The sequence below is a fragment of the Thiohalophilus thiocyanatoxydans genome (genome assembly GCF_004366735.1).
Lineage (GTDB): Bacteria > Pseudomonadota > Gammaproteobacteria > UBA6429 > Thiohalophilaceae > Thiohalophilus > Thiohalophilus thiocyanatoxydans.
Genome location: NZ_SOQX01000006.1, coordinates 25,203 through 43,761, shown reverse-complemented (window position 1 = coordinate 43,761; position 18,559 = coordinate 25,203). Strand labels below are relative to the sequence as shown.

Genomic DNA, 18,559 nt, shown 5'->3' with positions numbered 1-18,559 from the left:
ACGTCTTTGCGAGAGTCGAATTGTTTAGATGACCTTGGAATAGCGCCGGGTCTGTTGCTGGCGCAGGTATTTGTCGAACACCATGCAGATGTTGCGGATCAGCAGCTTACCGGCACTCAGCACGGTGATGCCCCGCTCGTCGAGTTGCAGCAGACCATCCTCCTGCAGCGTCGCCAGCTCCTCCAGTTCGGTGGCGAAATATTCCGCCACGCGGATACCAAAAGCCGCCTCCACCACGGGAAAAGAGAGCGTGAAATGGCAAATCAGCTGATTGATGATTTCCCGGCGCAGTAAATCGTCGGCATCCAGCGTCAGGCCGCGAAAGATCGGCAGCTGGTCCTGATCGATGCACTGATAGTATTCCTCCACGGTCTTGACGTTCTGGCTGTAGCTGTCGGCCACCTTGCCGATGGCGGTCATGCCCATGGCGATCAGATCGCAGTCGGCGTGGGTGGAGTAGCCCTGGAAATTGCGATACAGGGTGCCGTTGCGCTGGGCCACGGCGAGTTCATCATCGGGCTTGGCAAAGTGATCCATGCCGATATAAACGTAGCCCGCCTCGGTTAATTTCTCGATGGAATACTTGAGGATCGCCAGTTTCTCGTCAGGACCGGGCAAATCCTCGGCGTTGATCTGGCGTTGCGACTTGAACAGATCGGGCAGATGGGCATAGTTGAAAATCGACAGGCGCTCCGGCCCCAGGGCCACAACCTTGTCCAGGGTACGGCTGAAACTGTCAACACTCTGCAGCGGCAGCCCGTAGATCAGATCAAAACTGGTGGAACGGAACCCGTACTCCCGTACGGCCTCCAGGACTTCGGCGATCTGCGCTTCGGACTGAATGCGGTTGACCGCTTTTTGCACCGCCGGATCGAAGTCCTGCACACCCAGGCTGATGCGGTTGAAACCCAGTTCGCGCAACAGGGCGATGGTTTCACGATCGGCTTCGCGCGGATCGATCTCGATGGAATACTCACCCGTATCGTCATCCAGCAACTGGAAATGTTCACGGGTTTTGGCCATCAGCTCGCGCATTTCGTCATGGCTGATGAAGGTCGGCGTGCCGCCGCCCCAGTGCAACTGATCGACCGGACGCGTGGTATCGAACAGTTCACTCTGCAATTCGATTTCGCGATGCAGTCGCTGCAGATACGGATTGGCGCGGCGCCGGTTGGCGGTGATGATCTTGCTGCAGGCGCAATAGAAACAGACCGTGTTGCAAAACGGCAGATGAAAATAGAGCGACAGCGGCCGGCCTTGCTGATTGCTCAGCGCCGCCTGACGGCGATATTCGTCCGGTCCGAAGCCGTCATGAAACTGCACCGCCGTCGGATAGGAGGTATAGCGCGGTCCCGCCTTGTCGTAGCGGCGGATCAGGTCCTTGTCGAATTCCAGCTCATGCATAGCCATCCCCCAGGAAATTGTCGGTATTATCGCCATTTTTGGCGGCTGCGGACTATGATCTGGATCAAATCCGGCTCATACCATGATCGCGGACCCTCTCAAATCAGGGATAAGAAACTCACCACGAAGGCACGAAGAACACGAAGTTTCAAATCCATCAAACCTTCGTGGCTTCGGGTCTTCGTGGTTAAAGGCTTTTCCTCATTCGTCGTCGCCCGGCCCTGCTGGTCAAGCAGCGAAGCGAGCAGGTCAGGTTGCGCGCAGCGCTACCTGACATTCTTCGTATCGGCTGACGGGTACAATCGCCGGAATGACCCCGTTCAGAGATGCCTGAAATAATTATGTTTTCTCTGCGCCTCTGCGTTGGGTTTTCTTTGTCTACACCGCCAGGATCGCCTCCGAAGCCGCGCTCAGTTGTTCGGCGGTGAGCAGGAATACGCCGTGGCCGCCGAACTCGAATTCCAGCCAGGTAAACGGCACCCCGGGCAGCAAATCGGCCAGCGCCTCGGCGCTGTTGCCCACTTCCACGATCAACACTCCGCCCGGATTCAGATGCCGGGGCGCCTCGCGCAACATGGGCAGGACAAAATCGAGTCCCTGCGTCCCGGCAGCCAGGCCCATGGCCGGTTCGTGCCGGTACTCCTCGGGCAGTGCGGCCATGTCGTCGGCATCCACATAGGGGGGGTTGCTGACGATCAGATCGTAACGCCGCTCACCCAGCCCGGCGAACAGATCCGATTCGATCAGTTCGATCCGATCCGCCAAAGCGTATTGATCGACATTGATCCGGGCCACCGCCAGCGCCCCGGCGGAGAGATCACTGGCATCGATCCGGGCCTGCGGCAGGGCTTCGGCCATGGCGATGGCAATACAGCCCCCGCCGGTGCACAAATCCAGCGCATGCTGCACCTTCGAAGCATCCACCCAGGGCTCAAATTGATCGGCAATCAGCTCCGCGAAAGGTGACCGGGGAATCAACACCCGTTCATCCACATAAAATTTGAGGCCGGCAAACCACGCTTCATGGGTCAGATAGGCAGCAGGCTTGCGTGTGCGGATCCGTTGCCATAACAGATCGGCCAGTTGCTGTTTCTGTTCGTCACTGGCCTGACGTTGCAGATCCTGATCGGTGAAATCCGGCGCCAATCCCAGGCTGTAGGACACCAGATAGGCGGCCTCGTCCAGCGCATTGTCGGTGCCGTGACCGAAATAGATTCCGCTCGCATCAAGCAGAGACTCGGTTTGCAGGATCAATTCGCGCATATCGGCGGCCGGGGCCAATGCGCGATGGATATCGGTTTTTTCCATCGCCTCAGTCGGCCGGCTTTTTTGCATGTTTGGGACGAAACGCCTTGACCGCCTCATCGCGGGTTTCCAGATACGGCCCCTCGATCAGATCGATGCAATACGGCACCGCCGGAAACACCGCATCCAGGCAATCGGCTATCGCTGACGGTTTGCCCGGCAGGTTGATCAACAGACTCTTTCCCCGGATCCCAGCCATCTGGCGTGACAAAATCGCGGTGGGGACATATTGCAGGGAGACCGCGCGCATCTGTTCGCCAAAACCGTCGAGCACCTTGTCGCATACCGCTTCGGTGGCTTCGGGAGTAATATCGCGCCGCGCCGGACCGGTGCCGCCGGTGGTGACGATCAGACAACACTGCTGTTCATCCGCCAGCTCTTTCAGCGCCGCCTCAACCTGATCCTGCTCATCGGGAACCAGCCGCGACACCGCTTCCCACTCATTGGTCAAGGCCTTGTCCAGCCATTCGCGGATAGCCGGTCCCCCCTGATCGTCGTATTCGCCCCGACTGGCGCGGTCGGAGACAGTCACGATGCCGATACGAACGTTGTCTGTCATGCTTGCTTCAACTCTTTATTGACGGCTTGTGCCGGGACACTTAAAAATCATACACCAATGTGATGGCGGTACGGGTATCTGTACTCTCGAAACCGGGCTGTGGTTCGCTGTTGTCCTTGATGGTGTAGCTTACCTTCATCGCCAGGCTGTTATTGATTTTCGCGGTCACGGCGGTTACCGACTCCGTATAGGTGTTGTGATCACCGTGTTCCACATAAATGGTTTCACTGAAAGAGCTCGTCTCGGTGATTGCCCATTGATAATCGAGACCAACGCGGACGATGCCTTCACTGTCACTGCTGCCGTCGGTATTTTTGGTCTGTCTGGCACCCGCACCGAACTCACCTTTAAGCGTCATATCTTCCCGTTTGAGAAACTGGTGCCCGTAACCGACGACTTCGGTCGTGCGCCGATCGTAGCCGGCAAACCGATCATCCTCGTAGCGCAGAGTGCCGAACAGGTAATCGTTTTCGTCCAGTGAATATTCGGAGCGTCCCGACAGTTGATAACTCTCCGCGGTGGTGGTCTCCTGCTCGGAGACTTGCAACACCTTGAGTTCCGCCCGGTGTAACCATTTGGGGCGGGTATTTTCCACCCGGAACTGGGCATTCAGCGTCTCGCTCTCGGTATTACCCCGGTTCATGATAAAGCCCAGTTCAGCCGCACCATCCCACCTGTCCGGAGCCGGGGTTGCCTCCTCGGCGGGCGGGCTCTGCTCTGCCCCGGACTGCTCGTCCTCCTCTGCCGCCATCAGTGGCGCGGTTCCCCACACCATCAGTAACCCGACCAGGCTGTAGTTGTATCGTGCGAGACCTCTTGAAAACATATTTTTCCTGCCTTGATTATTTTCCGCTTTTGACACAGGGTTATCTTGAAACCCTGTCAGCGTGACTCTATGGTGAGACTATGAACCCCCACACTCGCCAACCCGCCGTAGCCGGGATGTTTTATCCCGCCGAGCCCGAGCGGCTGCGCCCGATGCTCGAAACGTATCTGCAGCAGGCCCGGGCCAAACTCGGTGGCGATGAACCGGTGCCACGGGCCATCATCGCCCCACATGCCGGGTACGTCTATTCCGGTCCGGTGGCCGCCAGCGCTTACGCCCGGATTCAGCCCGCCCACTCCCGGTTCAAGCGGGTGCTGTTGCTCGGCCCCTCACACCGGGTGCCGCTGCGTGGACTGGCCACCAGCAGCGCCAGCCATTTTCTCACACCCCTGGGCCAGATTCCGCTGGATCGCGCCGCCATCGAACGGCTGGAAACTTTACCACAGGTGACATGCGCGGATCAGGCCCACGCAATGGAACACAGCCTGGAAGTGCAGTTACCGTTTTTACAAATGGTGCTGGATGACTTTGTCCTGATCCCGTTAGTCGTGGGTGAAGCCGATCCCCATGAGGTGGATGAGGTCATTGAACAATTCTGGGATGAGCAGACCCTGATCGTCATCAGTTCCGATCTCAGCCATTACCATGATTATGCCACCGCACAACGGCTCGACAGCGCAACCTCAAAAGCCATCGAAGCCTTGCAGCCCGATGCCATCGGCTATGGTGATGCCTGCGGTCGCAATCCGGTCAACGGGCTGTTGCAGTTCGCCCGTGAACACGGCCTGCAGGCCACCACGGTGGATCAGCGCAACTCCGGCGATACCGGCGGTCCCCGGGATCAGGTGGTCGGTTACGGGGCGTATCTTATCCAGTGATGGACGATAACCAGCGCCAACAGTTACTGGCCATTGCCCGCCAGTCCATTCAATACGGCCTGCAACATGGCCGGCCTTTAACCGTCGAGCCCGGCGACTATGACGCGTCGTTACAACAGCCGGGCGCCAGTTTTGTCACGCTGATGTTAAATCGGCAGTTGCGCGGCTGTATCGGCAGTCTCGAAGCGCATCGCCCCCTGGTGATCGATGTGGCTGAAAACGCCTTTGCCGCGGCTTTTCGCGATCCTCGTTTTGCGCCGTTAAGCACCGATGAATTCCCGGATCTTGAATACCATATTTCCCTGCTCAATCCGGCCGAACCCCTGCAATTTACAAGTGAGGCCGATCTGCTCAAACAGCTGCGTCCGCAGGTCGATGGGCTGATACTCGAGGATCGAGGGCACCGGGGAACCTTCCTGCCCTCCGTCTGGGAAAGCCTGCCCCAACCCGAACAGTTCCTGCAACATCTTAAACGCAAGGCCGGCCTGCCGGCCGACTACTGGTCCGACACCCTGAAAGTTTCGCGCTATACGGTCGATGAGATCAAATAATCGACATATTTCAATCATCTATTGCATGACAGCTCAGTGATTCGATTGGCATAATAAAATTCCCGCGGAATAACCAAACACCGATGAATCAGTTACTACTGCAGATTATTTTCAGGCAATGGGACAAGGGCGAGCGCAGTGAAGCTGATGTACAGCGACGGGCAGCCCTGCCGGATCGCTACCCACTCGAACGATCGTCAGCACAGACACTTGGCTCAGATAATATTGTGATTGATTGTCACGGCGATGATCGACTGGGTAACCGATTGCAATACCGGAGGCTGGCGGATCACACGCTGCAGATCGATCGCTTTCATATTGATGATCGGTATCTGGCTTATACCGACGATACAACCTGGCAGACGCTCGACAGCCTGCGGGAGCCCTGGATACAGGCGCGTTACCAGTGGCGTTACCGGGTGGAGGAAAGCGGGTTAATCTACTGGCTTTATGAAGAAGTGATTCTGAATGTGGCACGCGCCGAACAATTTCAAGCCGCGATTTTTATCTCCAGCGAACCCGCCGCGGTCCATGCCTCGCTGGCAGCACCCACGTCAGGCAAGCCACCGTGTCTTGCCGGCTGAAACACGTTTAACAGGATCGTCCGTTCGGCAAAGAGCCGTATTGACATTCGGATTTAAAAACCGGCGTGAGTGGGCGGTTCCAGCCATTCGAGAAACCGGATACCCAGGACAAAATCACCATCTTTTCGGTAGTAGTGAACCACTTCGCCCTGTACTTCCAGTTCAGTCTGCCGGGTGCGGCCGACCGGAAAACAGACGGCAATCTGTTCCCCAACGGGTAATGGCGTCGGGCAGGAGACGGCGATCCCCGACGGGGAATAATCCACCCCCTCCACTCGAAGCACACCCCGGGTTGGTGAGCTCAATCGTACCTGGCGATTCAACGGCAGGCGGTATTTATCCCGCCGTTCGTGGTAGTTCAGTTCAGCTTGTGGCATGCCCGCAACCCCGTAAACGCTGTTATGCCTGTTTTATTATTAATAGAGTTTATATGTAGCAGGCCACGGAGGATGAATCAAGACAGACAGAATGGCGCTATCAACTCCGGCGGAAACCGGTACTATAGGCCGATTCGTCCAGCCAGGCCTCGAATTCGGCCAGTGGCAATGGCCGGGTGATGTAATAGCCCTGCGCCACATCGCAATCCAGCGTTTTCAGCCGGTTCCAGGTTGCTTCGTTTTCCACCCCTTCGGCCACCACTTTCAGTCCCAGGTCATGGGCCATGGCAATGGTGGAGCTGACGATGGTCAACGAGTCGGGACCGGAAAGCATCGCCTGGACAAAGCTCTTGTCAATTTTAAGCACGGAAACCGCCATTTTTTGCAAATAACTCAGGGAGGAATAACCGGTGCCGAAATCATCGATAAACAGTGAGAAGCCTCGCTCGTGTAACTTGTGGAGTGTCTCGATGGATTTGTCCGGGTTTATCATCAGGGCGCTTTCGGTCAACTCCAGGTTGATCAGACTGACGTCGGTATCGCAGACAGACAGCATGTGCTCGATTTTCTCGACCAGGTGGCGATCATACAGATTGCGAGCGGAGAGATTGACCGAGATAGGCAGCCGAAGATTATTCCAGCGCCAGGTGGTCGACTGACACATGGCGGCTTTGAGTACCCAGTCGGTCAACGGCTTGATCAGCCCCGTCTCCTCGGCCAGGGGGATAAACTGATTCGGCGGGATCATGCCCTCGCGGGGATGATCCCAGCGCACCAATGCCTCGACCCCGCACAGTTTTTCAGTGGGCAGATCGATCTTCGGATGGTAATGCAACACAAGCTCATTCTGTTCGATGGCGTAGCGCAACTGGGTAGCCAGAGACAGACGACGCTGGCCCAGTTCTTCATCCTCCGGCTTGTATTCGGCAACACTTTCACTGGCATTGCGTGCCTGGCGTACCGCCGTTTCCGCCCGACGGATCAGCACCGGTACTTCGCTACCGTGTTCAGGATAGCGGACCACACCGATAGTCACACTGACGTCCAGGGTTAGATCATTAACATTAAAGGGCTTATCCAGCGCGGCGAGGATGTCCCGAATCGTCTTCTCCACCACGCCTGCCTTCTCACCCGGCACCAACACCGCAAACTCATTACCACGCATGCGTGCCAGAAGCATCTCCGCTGGCAGGAAATAATTGATACGCTCACCAACATCGCGCAACAGTGAATCACCGCGATGAAAGCCGATTGCCTCGTTGACTTCGCGAAAACGATCCAGATCAATAAACAGCAAAATAGTAGGCTGCGCCTTGTCTATACGAGTCTGCAAATGCTCATCGAACAGGGAATGGTTGGGCAAGTCGGTCAAAGAGTCATAATAAGCCATATGAGAAATAGTCGCATGAGCCTGTTCATGCGCCACCGACATGCGCAGGGTACGAATGCCGTAGGCCAGATCCTCGGCCGCCTCTTCCAGCAGAGATATTTCGTTCGTATCAAATGCATCGGGATCGGATGAGCTGATTCCGAGAATGCCGATGATTCGGTGATTAACCTGCAGCGGAAACAATACGAGTGCATTAATCCGGAGGTCTTCGGCCATGACACGCCACGGCGTCATGCGGGGATCGTGACCCAGTTCCCGACAGACAAAGGGTTCACCCTGCTCAATTACACTGCGTACGGGATTATCGTCCTGTTCTATCGAGCCAAGCAGATCAAGGGGATCCTGTTCGTCGGCCGGCACACCGTCTTCCTGCGGTGCCAGTACCCTGAGCTGTACCTGTCGGGGGTTTTGCTCATCACGATAGCCTACCCAGGCAGACTGATAGCCGCCTGAGGTCACGATATTGTCGCACAGGGCGCGCAGCAGGCCCGCCTCGTCGGTTGCACGCACCACCGCATGGTTACCCGCGCTGAGCGTACGCAACGCCCGGTCGGTCCGTTGCAGCGTACCGGCCATATCATCAAAGGTCGCTGCCAGCTGGCCCAGTTCCTCCGAGCCGCGCGGCAGGCCGCTGCGCGCGGACATGTCGCCGGCCGCCAGTTTCTCCGCGGCGCTTTTCAGTGCGCGAATACGCCGTAATACCAGAATATCGCCGCCGAACCAGGCCGCCGCGAATACCAGCAGCACTACCAGCAGCAGTAACCTGGCGCTGTTATAGAGATACTGATTGACACCGGCAAACGCCATCTCGGCAGGAATGCCGATACTGATATAGATGCGACCCGAAGTACTGTAGTGCAACGGGGAAACAGCATAGAGAACCGACTCGCCCGCCTTGTTCTGCAGAGTCAGCGCTGTCTCGCTGTCCCGTCGTTTAACAGCCTGAAATACCGCCTCGCCACGAACGGACTCTCCCGCCCTGCCGGTCTCCGGATAACGCGCCAGCAAGGTGCCGAGATTATCGATCACCATCAGACTGGCGCCGTCCGGCAGTTCCACATTGCTAATCATCTCCTCCAGCCAGGAGAGATTCAGTGCCGCAAACACCACCGAGACGATCTCCCCATCCACATTAGTCACCGGATAGCCGAAATTGATCGCCGGCTCCTCGGTAAGACGTCCGATCTGGTACTCGCCGATGCCCAGATCCCGGCTCTCCAGGGCACGCTGAAAATAGCTGCGGTCGGTAATATTCACCGCTTTGTGCATCGGCAACGCACTGCAGAACAACTCACCGTCGGGCCTGGCAACGCCGAAATTGGTGTAATAAGGATTGGGTTTGCGCAGCATACTCAGAATGTCACTGCACACATGCACGCGCGAACTGTTCGGCACAACCGCCGGCAGTTGCGCCATACTCATCAGCAACTGGCGGGTCGTGCTGATCAGCTGACGCTGCTCGCGGGCCGCGCTCCGTACGATGCTCAGGACCTGCTCATCGACTTCGGCTGCCACCTGCTGGCGTTGCTGATAGGCCGTGTAACCAATCAATACAAAGGCCGGGATCACCGCCAGCAAAACCAGCAACAACAGCCGACCCCGCAGTCCCAGTATGGCCGGCTTCAAGATAGCGCCCCGGACTGTTCAACAATGACAAACATGGAATCCTTTCTGTGATTTAATTATTTCCCAAGGCGGACAAACGGCCGGCATCAGTCTTCAAATATTGATAAGGATATCGGTATACAATTGAAAACCTTAATAAGAAAAACCACATACATCCTCATGGCGGCCGACGAAATGAGAACTGGTTCACATATTTACGGCAATAAAGCGTGATGGACACCACACCAGAATAGCCAGGCAGATGTTTCACATATACGGGCAATTTGACTCCGGCCACAGCCGCCGTGCTTTCCGAAATACGCGGTGAATAACTCCTTGTCGATCCAACGCGTCCACATACCTGTGACAGGATTCAAAACATCGGTTAATCCGGCCGACCTAATGGATCGAGCTGTTCATCATGCAGATCGACCAGCAGCACTTCTCCCTGATCGTCGACCCGAAAACGACCGTAGCGGGCCGGTTGATACATCTCAGCGTGGCCTTCCTGAAAATAAAACGCATTGGTGGCAAACTTCACCCGGCCGTGGCGCACCCGGTAATGCAACAGGATTTCATCCTCCGCCAGGGATTGCCCGTCATACAGCTTCCGAAAACTGGCCACGTTGTGCGCATCCAGCCCGACCACCACATGGCCATCGCTCGCCGCGACCGTCTCACGCCAGGGCCGCGCCTGATCAGGTTTTCTCTTGGGCAGGGCCTTGCGAACGGCCTGAGCCAGTTGAAAACGCAGCGCCATGTAATCACCCTGCATCAACGAGCGTGGATCGACCGGCGCCAGCTCCAGATAGACCACCTGTCCGTGGGCCAGGTGTTGCTCCTTGTCATAGATCGCCCCGTTCACCAGTGCCAGCGCTGCAACCAGGGTCAACAGCGCCACCTTAACGTTGAGGGACACCAGCCACCTCCCTCGCAAACAGGTAATGCACGGCCAGCCAGCGCAGCAACAGCGACGTCACCCCGATAACCAGCAGATGGCCCGCCTTGGCCAGCAAGGTAATATCCAGCAAATAATAATAAGCGGAGACAAAGAACAGCAGCGCAGCGATCCCCAGCCCCAGCAACACACGGTTACCCACGGCAAACCCCAGTAACAGGATCACCAGGGCCGTCGCCAGTCCCGGCGCTTCCAGCGAGAGCAACGCAAATAACAGGGTCGCGGCCAGAACCAGCAAACTGAAACGGTCGCCGGTATCGTGTTGATAACGTTGCAGCAAGCACCACACCACATAGAGCACCACCGCCACGGTCAACAGTTCAGCCATCCACGGCTGCAGCCATGACTCGACCTGAAAAGGCTGTGCCCGCCAGCCCGTACCGCTGGCCTGAAACAATACCGAACCCTTCAACGGAATCAATGCCAGCACGAGCCCGTAACCGACGGCACGCCAGCGGGCCAGGTATTGCGGATAGCGAAACAGATTCAGCCAGATCCAGGCCATGACCAGCAGCAAGACACTGTCCATGACATAGGGTACATGCATCAATGCAAAGGCCGCCGATAACGCCGTCGCCGCGACAAATGCGGAAAAGACCCGGTGCACAAAGCTGGGCATCCACCAGGTCAACGCCATCTCCAGCAACGCGATCCACAACCAGGTGGACGCCGACCAGCCCGGACTGTTAAGTCGAAAGATACCCCAGAACAGCAGCGCCTGCCCCGCCAGACTCAAAGCCAGCGCCAGGTGCTCCACAAATTCGTTTTGCGCATGGCGCAGGATCGTATACGCCGCCAGGATCATGACGGCCCCCACGGCCAGTGACAGCGTGGCGTTATCAATCGCCCAGACAAACGCCGAGCCGACAAAACCGAGCAGGAACAACGCCGCCAGCCAGCCGGAGAAGCCGGTCAGCACACGCATATACCAGGGCGACTCCCCGCCTTCCTCGATCGGCGCCGGCCCCTCGACAATCCCCGCCTCGACCAGCTTTGTCCAGAGGGTTTCCTGGCGCATTATGCCTGCCACTCCCGGTGCAAACGCTTGAGCCAGACCAGTGAACCGCTGCCGGCGCCCATCACCATCAGCGCCAGCAACAGAAAGGCGCCCACCGGATCACCTTCGAGCATATAGCGCGCCAGTAACGTCGTCATCACCACAATCGCCGACAAACAGCAACCGGTCAGCATGAACAGATCCCGAATCCGGTAGCGATAGACCCAACCCATACCCGCCAGCCAGAGTAACCAGATCAGCCCGCTCAACAGGCCGGCGCGATCGCTCATCCCGTTTGCCAGGATGCTGATCAACGCCAGCCAGGTCACCGCGTAACCACTGCCCAGCGCCACCAGCCGAATCGCCCAGCGCTGTGCCATAAACGACCAGCGCCGGGCGGCCAGCTCCCAGAGCGTCAGTGCCAGCGTGTTAAACAAAAACAGCACCCAGTACACCCCGCTGTTCCAGGGTACGATCCCGATCAGATCAAAAGCATTGGGAAACGCTCGGAAATACAAACTGATGCTGATATTGATCAACGCCAGCCATACCAGCCACAACGGTGCAAAGCGCCCGATTACTACCCAGGGCAGAATCAGCAGTGCCCAGTTAAAAAACAACTGCCACGGATCCGCCCCGGTCTGATATGTCTGGCCATACAGGGCGAGTAACACGCCCAGACAAATCGTCCCGCCCAGCAACGCCACCTTGCCGGCCATGCGTCCGGTGCCCAGTTTCCAGTAGACAATGATCGCGGCGACGATCAACACTTCCACCAGCGCAAACCGGAACAACCGACCCAGCTCCGACCAGTTATAGGCGACAAAAAACAGCACCGCAAACGCCAGTGCCAAACCGCCGAGCCATAACAACAGGTGATTAATAAACGAACGCCAGGCAGCGGCATCGGGATAGACACCACTGATCGTCAGTGCCTGATCCATCTTCTCCGATGGAATGTATCCCTGCTCGACAAACCTGACAATCCGGTGATGATTCGAAATCATGACCCGAGTATAGGTCAATTCATCCAAAAGACAAAAACGAAATCCGGCAAGCTATTGGCGATCTAATAACCAGTCCGTTAATTACAATGGACCAAACGCACTGTGATACTTCACCTGCCAGAAAGCGCATCGAGATAAGCGGGATCAAGTTCACTCACCATAAAACGTCACCAGGTACAGCATATTCACCACTTATCGAGAACACTGCGCTAGACAAAAGATCCAACCGCGGATAAAACTGAGGATCTCCCGGTACAACAACCGTCCTTCACAGCAAAATCCTTCAAATGGTTATAAACCGGGATAACACTGTACAAGGTGTTCAGTCATTAACAAACATACTGTCTACGGGTTATCCCGTATCTGGAAAGGAACAAACCGTATTCAACCCGCCAAAATGCAACAGGCCCCTGCCGGGGCCTGCAAATAATCATCCAAATCCGCTCAATCAGCCATCTCAAGCATCCTTGAACCGACTCGCCATCCTCGCCTGCAAACGAATCACCGCCTGACTGTGGATCTGACTTACCCGCGACTCACTCACCCCCATGATCGCGCCGATCTCGCGCAGGTTGAGTTCCTCATCGTAATACAACGCCATCACCAGCCGCTCGCGCTCCGGCAGGCTGGCGATTGCCTCGGAGACGACCCGCTGCACATCCTCGTTCTGCAGACCGTCGACAATCCCCGGGGTATTGTCGGACATGTTGTCGAGCATCGAATCTTCGCCCGTGCCCATGTCCTCAAAACTCAACACTTTGTGGTAACTGTTGTCCTGCAGGATTTTATAATAATCCTCCAGTGACATTTCCAGCGATTCGGCGATTTCCACATCACGTGCATCGCGGCCGCGATCGTTTTCGATCTCGCGCACCGCCTCGGCCACCATGCGCGCCTTGCGATGCACCGAGCGCGGCGCCCAGTCATTTTTGCGGATTTCATCCAGCATCGAGCCGCGAATGCGGATGCCGGCGTAGGTTTCGAAACTGGCGCCCTGGGTTTTGTCGTAATTGCGGGAGGCTTCGAGCAGACCGATCATGCCGGCCTGGATCAGATCTTCCAGCTGCACGCTGGCGGGCAGCCGGTTAATCAGGTGACAGGCAATGCGCTTGACCAGCGGCGCATGCTGTTCGACCAGGTCTTCGTGCAACCTGGGCCGGTTGGCGGCATAGATGGCGATACCACTCACCCCATGACCTCCGCCTGGTTGCTACCTGCAAACCGTTCGATAAACGCGCACGCCAGGTGGATCGGCATGATCCCCGGTTCGCCGGTGGCGGCGCATCCCGTGGCGCCACGCGTTACATCCAGAAGTCGCTCCATCACTTGGGTAATTTCCCGTCAACGTCCCGATTGCGCCAGTCTATACAGCATATTACACAAAAGTCCGGCAGTAAGGCCCGTTTCACCCAGCCTGCTGCCAAAGGCGAATAATACACCAATATTGTGACCAAAATCACACTTCGCGCGGCCTTGTAACACGCACTGAAAACATGTGTATCAACGTCACCCTCCGCGGCGGTGGGGTACGCTATATTCTTACCCTATATAATTGGTGTCAGAAGCACGTCAGCCCCGCCACGCTCACGGCAGATCAGGCTCCGCTGGCCGGGAAAGACTTGAACAGATGCTCGCGGTAATAGCGCAACTCGTTGATGGAGTCGCGAATATCATCCAGCGCCAGGTGGCTGGAGGCTTTGTTGAGCCCGCCGCTGATCGACGGCGCCCAGCGGTTGGCGAGCTCCTTCAGGGTGCTGACATCGAGATTACGGTAATGAAAGTACGCTTCCAGCCGGGGCATGCAGCGGGCCAGAAAACGGCGATCCTGGCAGATACTGTTACCGCACATGGGCGAGATGCCGGGCGGCACGTACTCACGCAAGAACTCCAGCGTGCGGGTCTCCGCCTCGGCCTCGTCGACCGTGCTGTTACGCACCCGCTCCACCAGGCCCGACTGACCGTGCTGGCGGGTGTTCCATTCGTCCATCCTGGCCAGGATCTGATCACTCTGGTGGATGGCCAGCATCGGCCCTTCGGCCAGAATGTTGAGCTGATTGTCGGTGACCACGGTGGCAATCTCGATGATCATGTCATTGAAGGTATCCAGCCCGGTCATTTCCAGATCGATCCAGATCAGGTTATTGTTATCTTGTGCCATAAACAGTTTCCATCGCGCGTGACTTGCCATCCATTCTATCAGAGGCTAGTCTGCGGTGCTGTGCTCTAACAGGGAATTCCATGATGAATACGGTGACAATCATTTTTCTGCTGGCGGTGGTGCTGTCGCTCGCCCTGCAGCTGTGGCTGGGACAGCGGCAATACCGCTTTGTCCGTCAACACCGTGACGCGGTACCCGCCGCGTTCCGCGATCATATTTCCCTGGAGGCCCATCAACAGGCCGCCGATTACACCCTGGCCAAACTGCGCTTTGGGAAAGTCGAATTGCTGCTGGGCACTGCCCTGCTGTTGATCTGGACCCTGGGCGGCGGACTGAACCTGCTGGACCAGTTCTGGCGCGCCATGTCCCTGTCGCCGATCCTCACGGGCCTGGCGGTCATCTTCAGTTTCATGCTGATCAGTACCCTGCTGGATATTCCCCTCAGTCTTTATCGTACCTTTCGCCTGGAAGAGCGCTTCGGCTTCAACCGCATGACCGGCAAACTGTTTGTCGCCGACTTTGCCAGGAACATGCTGCTTGCCGTGCTCATCGGCGGGCCGCTGCTGTGGCTGATCCTCTGGCTGATGCAGGATGCCTCGCCGTGGTGGTGGCTGTATGTCTGGGCCATCTGGATGGGCTTCAGCCTGCTGATGATGTGGGCCTATCCCGCGTTTATCGCTCCGCTGTTCAACAAGTTTTCACCGCTGGATGACGGCGCGCTGCGCGAGCGGATCGAAAAGCTGCTGGCACGTTGTGGTTTTCGCAGCAACGGCATCTTTATCATGGACGGTTCGCGCCGCTCCAGCCACGGCAATGCCTATTTCACCGGGCTGGGCGACAACAAGCGCATCGTCTTTTTTGACACCCTGCTCAAGTCGCTGACGCCCGATGAAGTGGAAGCGGTCCTGGCCCACGAACTGGGTCACTTCAAGCGCCGGCATATTCAAAAACGGATCGGCGTGGTCGCCGTTATGAGCCTGGTCGGCCTGGCGCTGCTCGCCTGGCTGCTGGATTATCCGCCCTTCTATCACGGTCTGGGCGTGTCGCAGCCGTCGACCTATATCGCCCTGCTGCTGTTCATGCTGGTAATGCCGGTCTTCAGCCTCTATCTGCAACCGTTGATGGCCGCCTTCAGCCGCAAACACGAATTCGAGGCCGACGACTTTGCCGCCGAGCAGAGTGACGCCGGGACATTGATTGAGGCGCTGGTCAAGTTATACAAGGAAAATGCCAGTACCCTCACGCCTGACCCGGTTTATTCGGCCTTTCATGATTCACATCCGCCGGCCCCCGTGCGCATTGCCCATTTGTCGAGTAAACTGAGTTAAGTCCATGTCTGCACAACGCACGAGGTTAACTCCAATGTTGCGACACAACGCCATAACCGGTCTGTTTCTTTTCCTGTTAGCCGCCACAGCCTGGGCCGGTGATCCCGAACAGGGGCGGGAGCTGCATCAGGAAAACTGCATCCAGTGTCACGCGGCGATGAAAGACGGCATATACGGCCACGACGGCACCGGCATCTACACCCGCGAGAATCGACGTATCGAATCGCTGGCCGCCCTGTACAAGCAGGTCCGCCGCTGCAAGACCAGCCTGGGCGTCTCCTGGCCGGAAAATCAAATCGAGGATGTGGTCACCTATCTCAACCAGAACTTTTACAAGTTCGAGGAGTAACGTTATGGGACTCGCCGACAAAGCATGCCAGTCTCTGCCCAAGGGCAGTCCCCCGCTGGACAAGCAACAGGCCGCGGAACTGCACAAGGCGATCAGCGACTGGGCATTGAATGAGGCCGAACAGACCCTGACGCGGGAATTCAAGTTCAAGAACTTTTACCAGACCATCGAGTTCGTCAACGCCGTGGCCTGGATCGCCAATCAACAGGACCATCACCCGGATCTCGAAGTCAGTTATAATCGTTGTCAGATCACCTTCACCACCCACTCGGTCGGGGGACTGTCTGAAAATGATTTTATCTGCGCCGCCCGGGTCGATGCCCTGTTTGACTGAGCACCGCGTCATTAACCGGCCATGACAGGGGCGATGGGTTCCGGAGGCGATCGCCCCGCCGTGGACATGACCGGTTCACAACGCAGCGCTACCGTCATTGCCAATTACGGGGCACGCCTGCGTGTCGAAACCGACGACGGCCGGCAGCACGAGTGTCACTGCCGTAAAAACGCCGGCCCGCTGGTCACCGGCGACCGGGTAACGCTGGAGATCGGTGAACGCGATACGGTCGTGACCCGGCGCCTGCCGCGCCACTCGGCCCTCTCCCGGCCCGACAGCCGGGGCAAACCCCGAATCATCGCTGCCAATATCGATCAACTGCTGATCGTCATTGCCCCCCGCCCCGCCTTCAAGGAGGCCTTGATCGATCGCTATCTGGTAGCCGCCGAACTGAGCCGGATGATGCCGGTTATCGTGCTGAACAAAACCGATCTGCTGGACGAGACAGCGCGCGAGACGCTGATGCAGCGTCTGGATATCTACACGCAGATCGGTTATCCGGTGATCCCCGTCAGCGCCGATCTGGCGCACGGACTCGACCGGCTTCGGCCGGTATTGCGCGAGCGCAGCAGTATCGTGGTCGGCCAGTCCGGGGTCGGCAAGTCATCGCTGATCAACGGCTTGCTACCGGGCGTCGATGCCCGGGTCGGGGATGTCTCCGACGCCACCAACAAGGGCACCCACACCACCACCACCGCGATGCTCTATCATCTGCCGGATCACGACGGTACGATCATCGACTCACCGGGGATTCGCGAATTCGGCCTGTGGCAGATCCGGGCCGATGAAGTGGCACTCGGCTTTCGGGAGTTCAACGACTATCGCGAACAGTGCAAATTCCGCAACTGCCTGCATCGCAGCGAGCCCGGCTGTGCCGTGCGCGAACAGGTCGGTCACCGTATCAGTGCGCAACGTTATGACAGTTACCTGAAGCTGCTGGAGTCGGTGGAGCAGGAGAACTATTGAATAATAATTACCACAGAGAGCACTGAGATCGCAGAGAAATAAACAGAATGTAAAAACGATTTCAGCAAACGTATTCGGTCATCTGACCTAAATAGATGTTCCGAATACCAGTACAGAGAGATTGCTTCGTCACGTTGTTCCTCGCAATGACCTCTCTATTTTTGGTCATTGCGAGCACCCCTGTGGGGCATAAACTTCGCGAAACAATCTTTTGAACAAAATGATCTGGTATTCGGAACACTTATTTAGAGTCGATGGCGCTCCAGAAACGCTCTGGACAGGGTACTGCTATTGACATACTCCAGCTCCCCGCCCATGGGCACGCCCTGGGCGATGCGCGAGACGTTGATCCCCTCGCGCCGGGCCGCCATCTCGGCAATGTAGTGGGCGGTGGCTTCACCTTCAACCGTAGCGTTGGTGGCCAGGATCACCTCGCTGATCTCGCCGCTGTCCAGCCGTTCACCCAGTTTGTCCAGACCGATATCCAGCGGCCCGATGCCGTCCAGCGGCGACAGGTGCCCCATCAGCACGAAAAACAATCCCTTGTATTCGGTCGCCTGGGCAATGGCGTGCACATCGGCCGGTGTTTCAACGATACATAACAGGCTGCGATCCCGGCTGTCGCTGGCACACAACTGGCACACCGGCGTCTCGCTCAGATTCCGGCACTGCTCGCAATGGCCGACCTTCTCGATTGCCTCCAGCAGCGTGTTCGCCAGGTGACGTCCCCCCTCGCGCTCCCGATCCAGCAGATAAAACGCCATGCGTTGCGCCGACTTCGGCCCCACGCCGGGCAGACAGCGCAGCGCCTCGATGAGCTGGTTGATCAGGGGACTAAAGGACATGAAAAATTATCCTGAATAATTCTCGCAGAGCCGCAAAGGCGCAAAGAATCGGAAGGGTAAAGTTCTGAGTTATTCAGTGCTTGTGCCGCCCAGACAGGTCTGGCGCTTTTCAAACACTCAATCTCTTGTTTTCTTTGC

General features: G+C 57.2%; 20 protein-coding genes. 7 read left to right on the top strand and 13 right to left on the bottom strand.

Features of this window, described 5'->3' with window-relative positions:
• Window positions 1-24: 24 nt before the first annotated feature.
• The 4 genes from hemN to EDC23_RS10730 all read right to left on the bottom strand — a co-directional run bounded on the left by hemN (window position 25) and on the right by EDC23_RS10730 (window position 4,094).
• Entirely contained in the window at window positions 25-1,410 is a 1,386-nt protein-coding gene (gene hemN, locus EDC23_RS10745) for an oxygen-independent coproporphyrinogen III oxidase (protein ID WP_134084664.1), read from the bottom strand.
• 372 nt (window positions 1,411-1,782) lie between these two features.
• Entirely contained in the window at window positions 1,783-2,667 is an 885-nt protein-coding gene (prmB, locus tag EDC23_RS10740; RefSeq protein ID WP_208321360.1) for a 50S ribosomal protein L3 N(5)-glutamine methyltransferase, read from the bottom strand.
• Between the two features lie 49 nt (window positions 2,668-2,716).
• The gene (gene mog, locus EDC23_RS10735) at window positions 2,717-3,268 is read right to left on the bottom strand and encodes a molybdopterin adenylyltransferase (protein ID WP_134084411.1); all 552 of its coding nucleotides are present in this window, start codon (window positions 3,266-3,268) and stop codon (window positions 2,717-2,719) included.
• A 40-nt stretch (window positions 3,269-3,308) separates the two neighbouring features.
• Window positions 3,309-4,094 carry a DUF481 domain-containing protein gene (locus tag EDC23_RS10730; protein WP_134084409.1) on the bottom strand — a complete coding sequence of 262 codons (786 nt, stop codon included), beginning with the start codon at window positions 4,092-4,094 and terminating at the stop codon, window positions 3,309-3,311.
• 80 nt (window positions 4,095-4,174) lie between these two features.
• Here EDC23_RS10730 and amrB point away from each other — a divergent pair, with 80 nt between their 5' ends.
• The 3 genes from amrB to EDC23_RS10715 all read left to right on the top strand — a co-directional run bounded on the left by amrB (window position 4,175) and on the right by EDC23_RS10715 (window position 6,107).
• Window positions 4,175-4,972 carry an AmmeMemoRadiSam system protein B gene (amrB, locus tag EDC23_RS10725; protein WP_134084407.1) on the top strand — a complete coding sequence of 266 codons (798 nt, stop codon included), beginning with the start codon at window positions 4,175-4,177 and terminating at the stop codon, window positions 4,970-4,972.
• Window positions 4,972-5,523: an AmmeMemoRadiSam system protein A gene (gene amrA, locus EDC23_RS10720; protein WP_134084405.1), complete on the top strand. Its 552-nt coding sequence runs from the start codon at window positions 4,972-4,974 to the stop codon at window positions 5,521-5,523. Before amrB ends, amrA begins: the two co-directional genes overlap by 1 nt.
• Before the next feature lie 83 nt (window positions 5,524-5,606).
• Window positions 5,607-6,107, top strand: a complete 501-nt coding sequence (locus EDC23_RS10715) for a hypothetical protein (protein WP_134084403.1) — start codon at window positions 5,607-5,609, stop codon at window positions 6,105-6,107.
• Between the two features lie 53 nt (window positions 6,108-6,160).
• On the opposite strand, the gene EDC23_RS10710 is transcribed toward EDC23_RS10715, so the two are convergent.
• From EDC23_RS10710 to orn, 8 genes are all read right to left on the bottom strand, one after another.
• On the bottom strand, window positions 6,161-6,484 hold the full coding sequence (locus tag EDC23_RS10710; RefSeq protein WP_134084401.1) for a PilZ domain-containing protein: 324 nt from the start codon (window positions 6,482-6,484) through the stop codon (window positions 6,161-6,163).
• A 100-nt stretch (window positions 6,485-6,584) separates the two neighbouring features.
• Window positions 6,585-9,500, bottom strand: coding sequence for a bifunctional diguanylate cyclase/phosphodiesterase (locus EDC23_RS10705; RefSeq protein ID WP_134084399.1), 2,916 nt, complete (start codon window positions 9,498-9,500; stop codon window positions 6,585-6,587).
• A gap of 364 nt (window positions 9,501-9,864) precedes the next feature.
• Window positions 9,865-10,398: a GDYXXLXY domain-containing protein gene (locus EDC23_RS10700; RefSeq protein WP_134084397.1), complete on the bottom strand. Its 534-nt coding sequence runs from the start codon at window positions 10,396-10,398 to the stop codon at window positions 9,865-9,867.
• Window positions 10,382-11,455 carry a DUF4401 domain-containing protein gene (locus tag EDC23_RS10695; RefSeq protein ID WP_134084395.1) on the bottom strand — a complete coding sequence of 358 codons (1,074 nt, stop codon included), beginning with the start codon at window positions 11,453-11,455 and terminating at the stop codon, window positions 10,382-10,384. The genes EDC23_RS10700 and EDC23_RS10695 overlap by 17 nt, the downstream gene beginning before the upstream one ends.
• On the bottom strand, window positions 11,455-12,441 hold the full coding sequence (locus EDC23_RS10690) for a DUF2157 domain-containing protein (RefSeq protein ID WP_134084393.1): 987 nt from the start codon (window positions 12,439-12,441) through the stop codon (window positions 11,455-11,457). The genes EDC23_RS10695 and EDC23_RS10690 overlap by 1 nt, the downstream gene beginning before the upstream one ends.
• A gap of 457 nt (window positions 12,442-12,898) precedes the next feature.
• Entirely contained in the window at window positions 12,899-13,630 is a 732-nt protein-coding gene (locus EDC23_RS10685) for an RNA polymerase sigma factor FliA (protein ID WP_134084391.1), read from the bottom strand.
• Window positions 13,627-13,767, bottom strand: a complete 141-nt coding sequence (locus EDC23_RS14150; RefSeq protein ID WP_166668841.1) for a hypothetical protein — start codon at window positions 13,765-13,767, stop codon at window positions 13,627-13,629. The genes EDC23_RS10685 and EDC23_RS14150 overlap by 4 nt, the downstream gene beginning before the upstream one ends.
• A 268-nt stretch (window positions 13,768-14,035) precedes the next feature.
• Window positions 14,036-14,599, bottom strand: a complete 564-nt coding sequence (orn, locus tag EDC23_RS10680; protein WP_134084389.1) for an oligoribonuclease — start codon at window positions 14,597-14,599, stop codon at window positions 14,036-14,038.
• A gap of 83 nt (window positions 14,600-14,682) precedes the next feature.
• On the opposite strand from orn, the gene EDC23_RS10675 reads away from it, so the two are divergent.
• The 4 genes from EDC23_RS10675 to rsgA are packed head-to-tail and all read left to right on the top strand — an operon-like array spanning window position 14,683 to window position 17,576.
• Window positions 14,683-15,927, top strand: coding sequence for a M48 family metallopeptidase (locus EDC23_RS10675; protein WP_134084387.1), 1,245 nt, complete (start codon window positions 14,683-14,685; stop codon window positions 15,925-15,927).
• 34 nt (window positions 15,928-15,961) lie between these two features.
• The gene (locus EDC23_RS10670) at window positions 15,962-16,276 is read left to right on the top strand and encodes a cytochrome c family protein (RefSeq protein WP_134084385.1); all 315 of its coding nucleotides are present in this window, start codon (window positions 15,962-15,964) and stop codon (window positions 16,274-16,276) included.
• Between the two features lie 4 nt (window positions 16,277-16,280).
• On the top strand, window positions 16,281-16,610 hold the full coding sequence (locus tag EDC23_RS10665; RefSeq protein ID WP_134084383.1) for a 4a-hydroxytetrahydrobiopterin dehydratase: 330 nt from the start codon (window positions 16,281-16,283) through the stop codon (window positions 16,608-16,610).
• Between the two features lie 33 nt (window positions 16,611-16,643).
• Window positions 16,644-17,576, top strand: coding sequence for a small ribosomal subunit biogenesis GTPase RsgA (gene rsgA / locus EDC23_RS10660; protein WP_166668840.1), 933 nt, complete (start codon window positions 16,644-16,646; stop codon window positions 17,574-17,576).
• A 245-nt stretch (window positions 17,577-17,821) separates the two neighbouring features.
• Here the strand turns inward: rsgA and recR are convergent, their stop codons facing one another.
• Window positions 17,822-18,421 (bottom strand): recombination mediator RecR, encoded by a 600-nt coding sequence (recR, locus tag EDC23_RS10655; RefSeq protein ID WP_134084379.1) that lies wholly within the window; start codon window positions 18,419-18,421, stop codon window positions 17,822-17,824.
• Between the last annotated feature and the right edge of the window lie 138 nt (window positions 18,422-18,559).

Bases quoted from the DNA above. Each gene is read 5' to 3' on its own strand.
- amrA (WP_134084405.1), top strand. From the start codon at position 4,972: ATGGACGATAACCAGCGCCAACAGTTACTGGCCATTGCCCGCCAGTCC.
- EDC23_RS10690 (WP_134084393.1), bottom strand. From the start codon at position 12,441: ATGATTTCGAATCATCACCGGATTGTCAGGTTTGTCGAGCAGGGATAC.
- prmB (WP_208321360.1), bottom strand. From the start codon at position 2,667: ATGCGCGAATTGATCCTGCAAACCGAGTCTCTGCTTGATGCGAGCGGA.
- mog (WP_134084411.1), bottom strand. From the start codon at position 3,268: ATGACAGACAACGTTCGTATCGGCATCGTGACTGTCTCCGACCGCGCC.
- EDC23_RS10715 (WP_134084403.1), top strand. From the start codon at position 5,607: ATGAATCAGTTACTACTGCAGATTATTTTCAGGCAATGGGACAAGGGC.
- EDC23_RS10670 (WP_134084385.1), top strand. From the start codon at position 15,962: ATGTTGCGACACAACGCCATAACCGGTCTGTTTCTTTTCCTGTTAGCC.
- orn (WP_134084389.1), bottom strand. From the start codon at position 14,599: ATGGCACAAGATAACAATAACCTGATCTGGATCGATCTGGAAATGACC.
- recR (WP_134084379.1), bottom strand. From the start codon at position 18,421: ATGTCCTTTAGTCCCCTGATCAACCAGCTCATCGAGGCGCTGCGCTGT.
- rsgA (WP_166668840.1), top strand. From the start codon at position 16,644: ATGGGTTCCGGAGGCGATCGCCCCGCCGTGGACATGACCGGTTCACAA.
- amrB (WP_134084407.1), top strand. From the start codon at position 4,175: ATGAACCCCCACACTCGCCAACCCGCCGTAGCCGGGATGTTTTATCCC.
- EDC23_RS10730 (WP_134084409.1), bottom strand. From the start codon at position 4,094: ATGTTTTCAAGAGGTCTCGCACGATACAACTACAGCCTGGTCGGGTTA.
- EDC23_RS10665 (WP_134084383.1), top strand. From the start codon at position 16,281: ATGGGACTCGCCGACAAAGCATGCCAGTCTCTGCCCAAGGGCAGTCCC.
- EDC23_RS10710 (WP_134084401.1), bottom strand. From the start codon at position 6,484: ATGCCACAAGCTGAACTGAACTACCACGAACGGCGGGATAAATACCGC.
- hemN (WP_134084664.1), bottom strand. From the start codon at position 1,410: ATGGCTATGCATGAGCTGGAATTCGACAAGGACCTGATCCGCCGCTAC.
- EDC23_RS10695 (WP_134084395.1), bottom strand. From the start codon at position 11,455: ATGCGCCAGGAAACCCTCTGGACAAAGCTGGTCGAGGCGGGGATTGTC.
- EDC23_RS10675 (WP_134084387.1), top strand. From the start codon at position 14,683: ATGAATACGGTGACAATCATTTTTCTGCTGGCGGTGGTGCTGTCGCTC.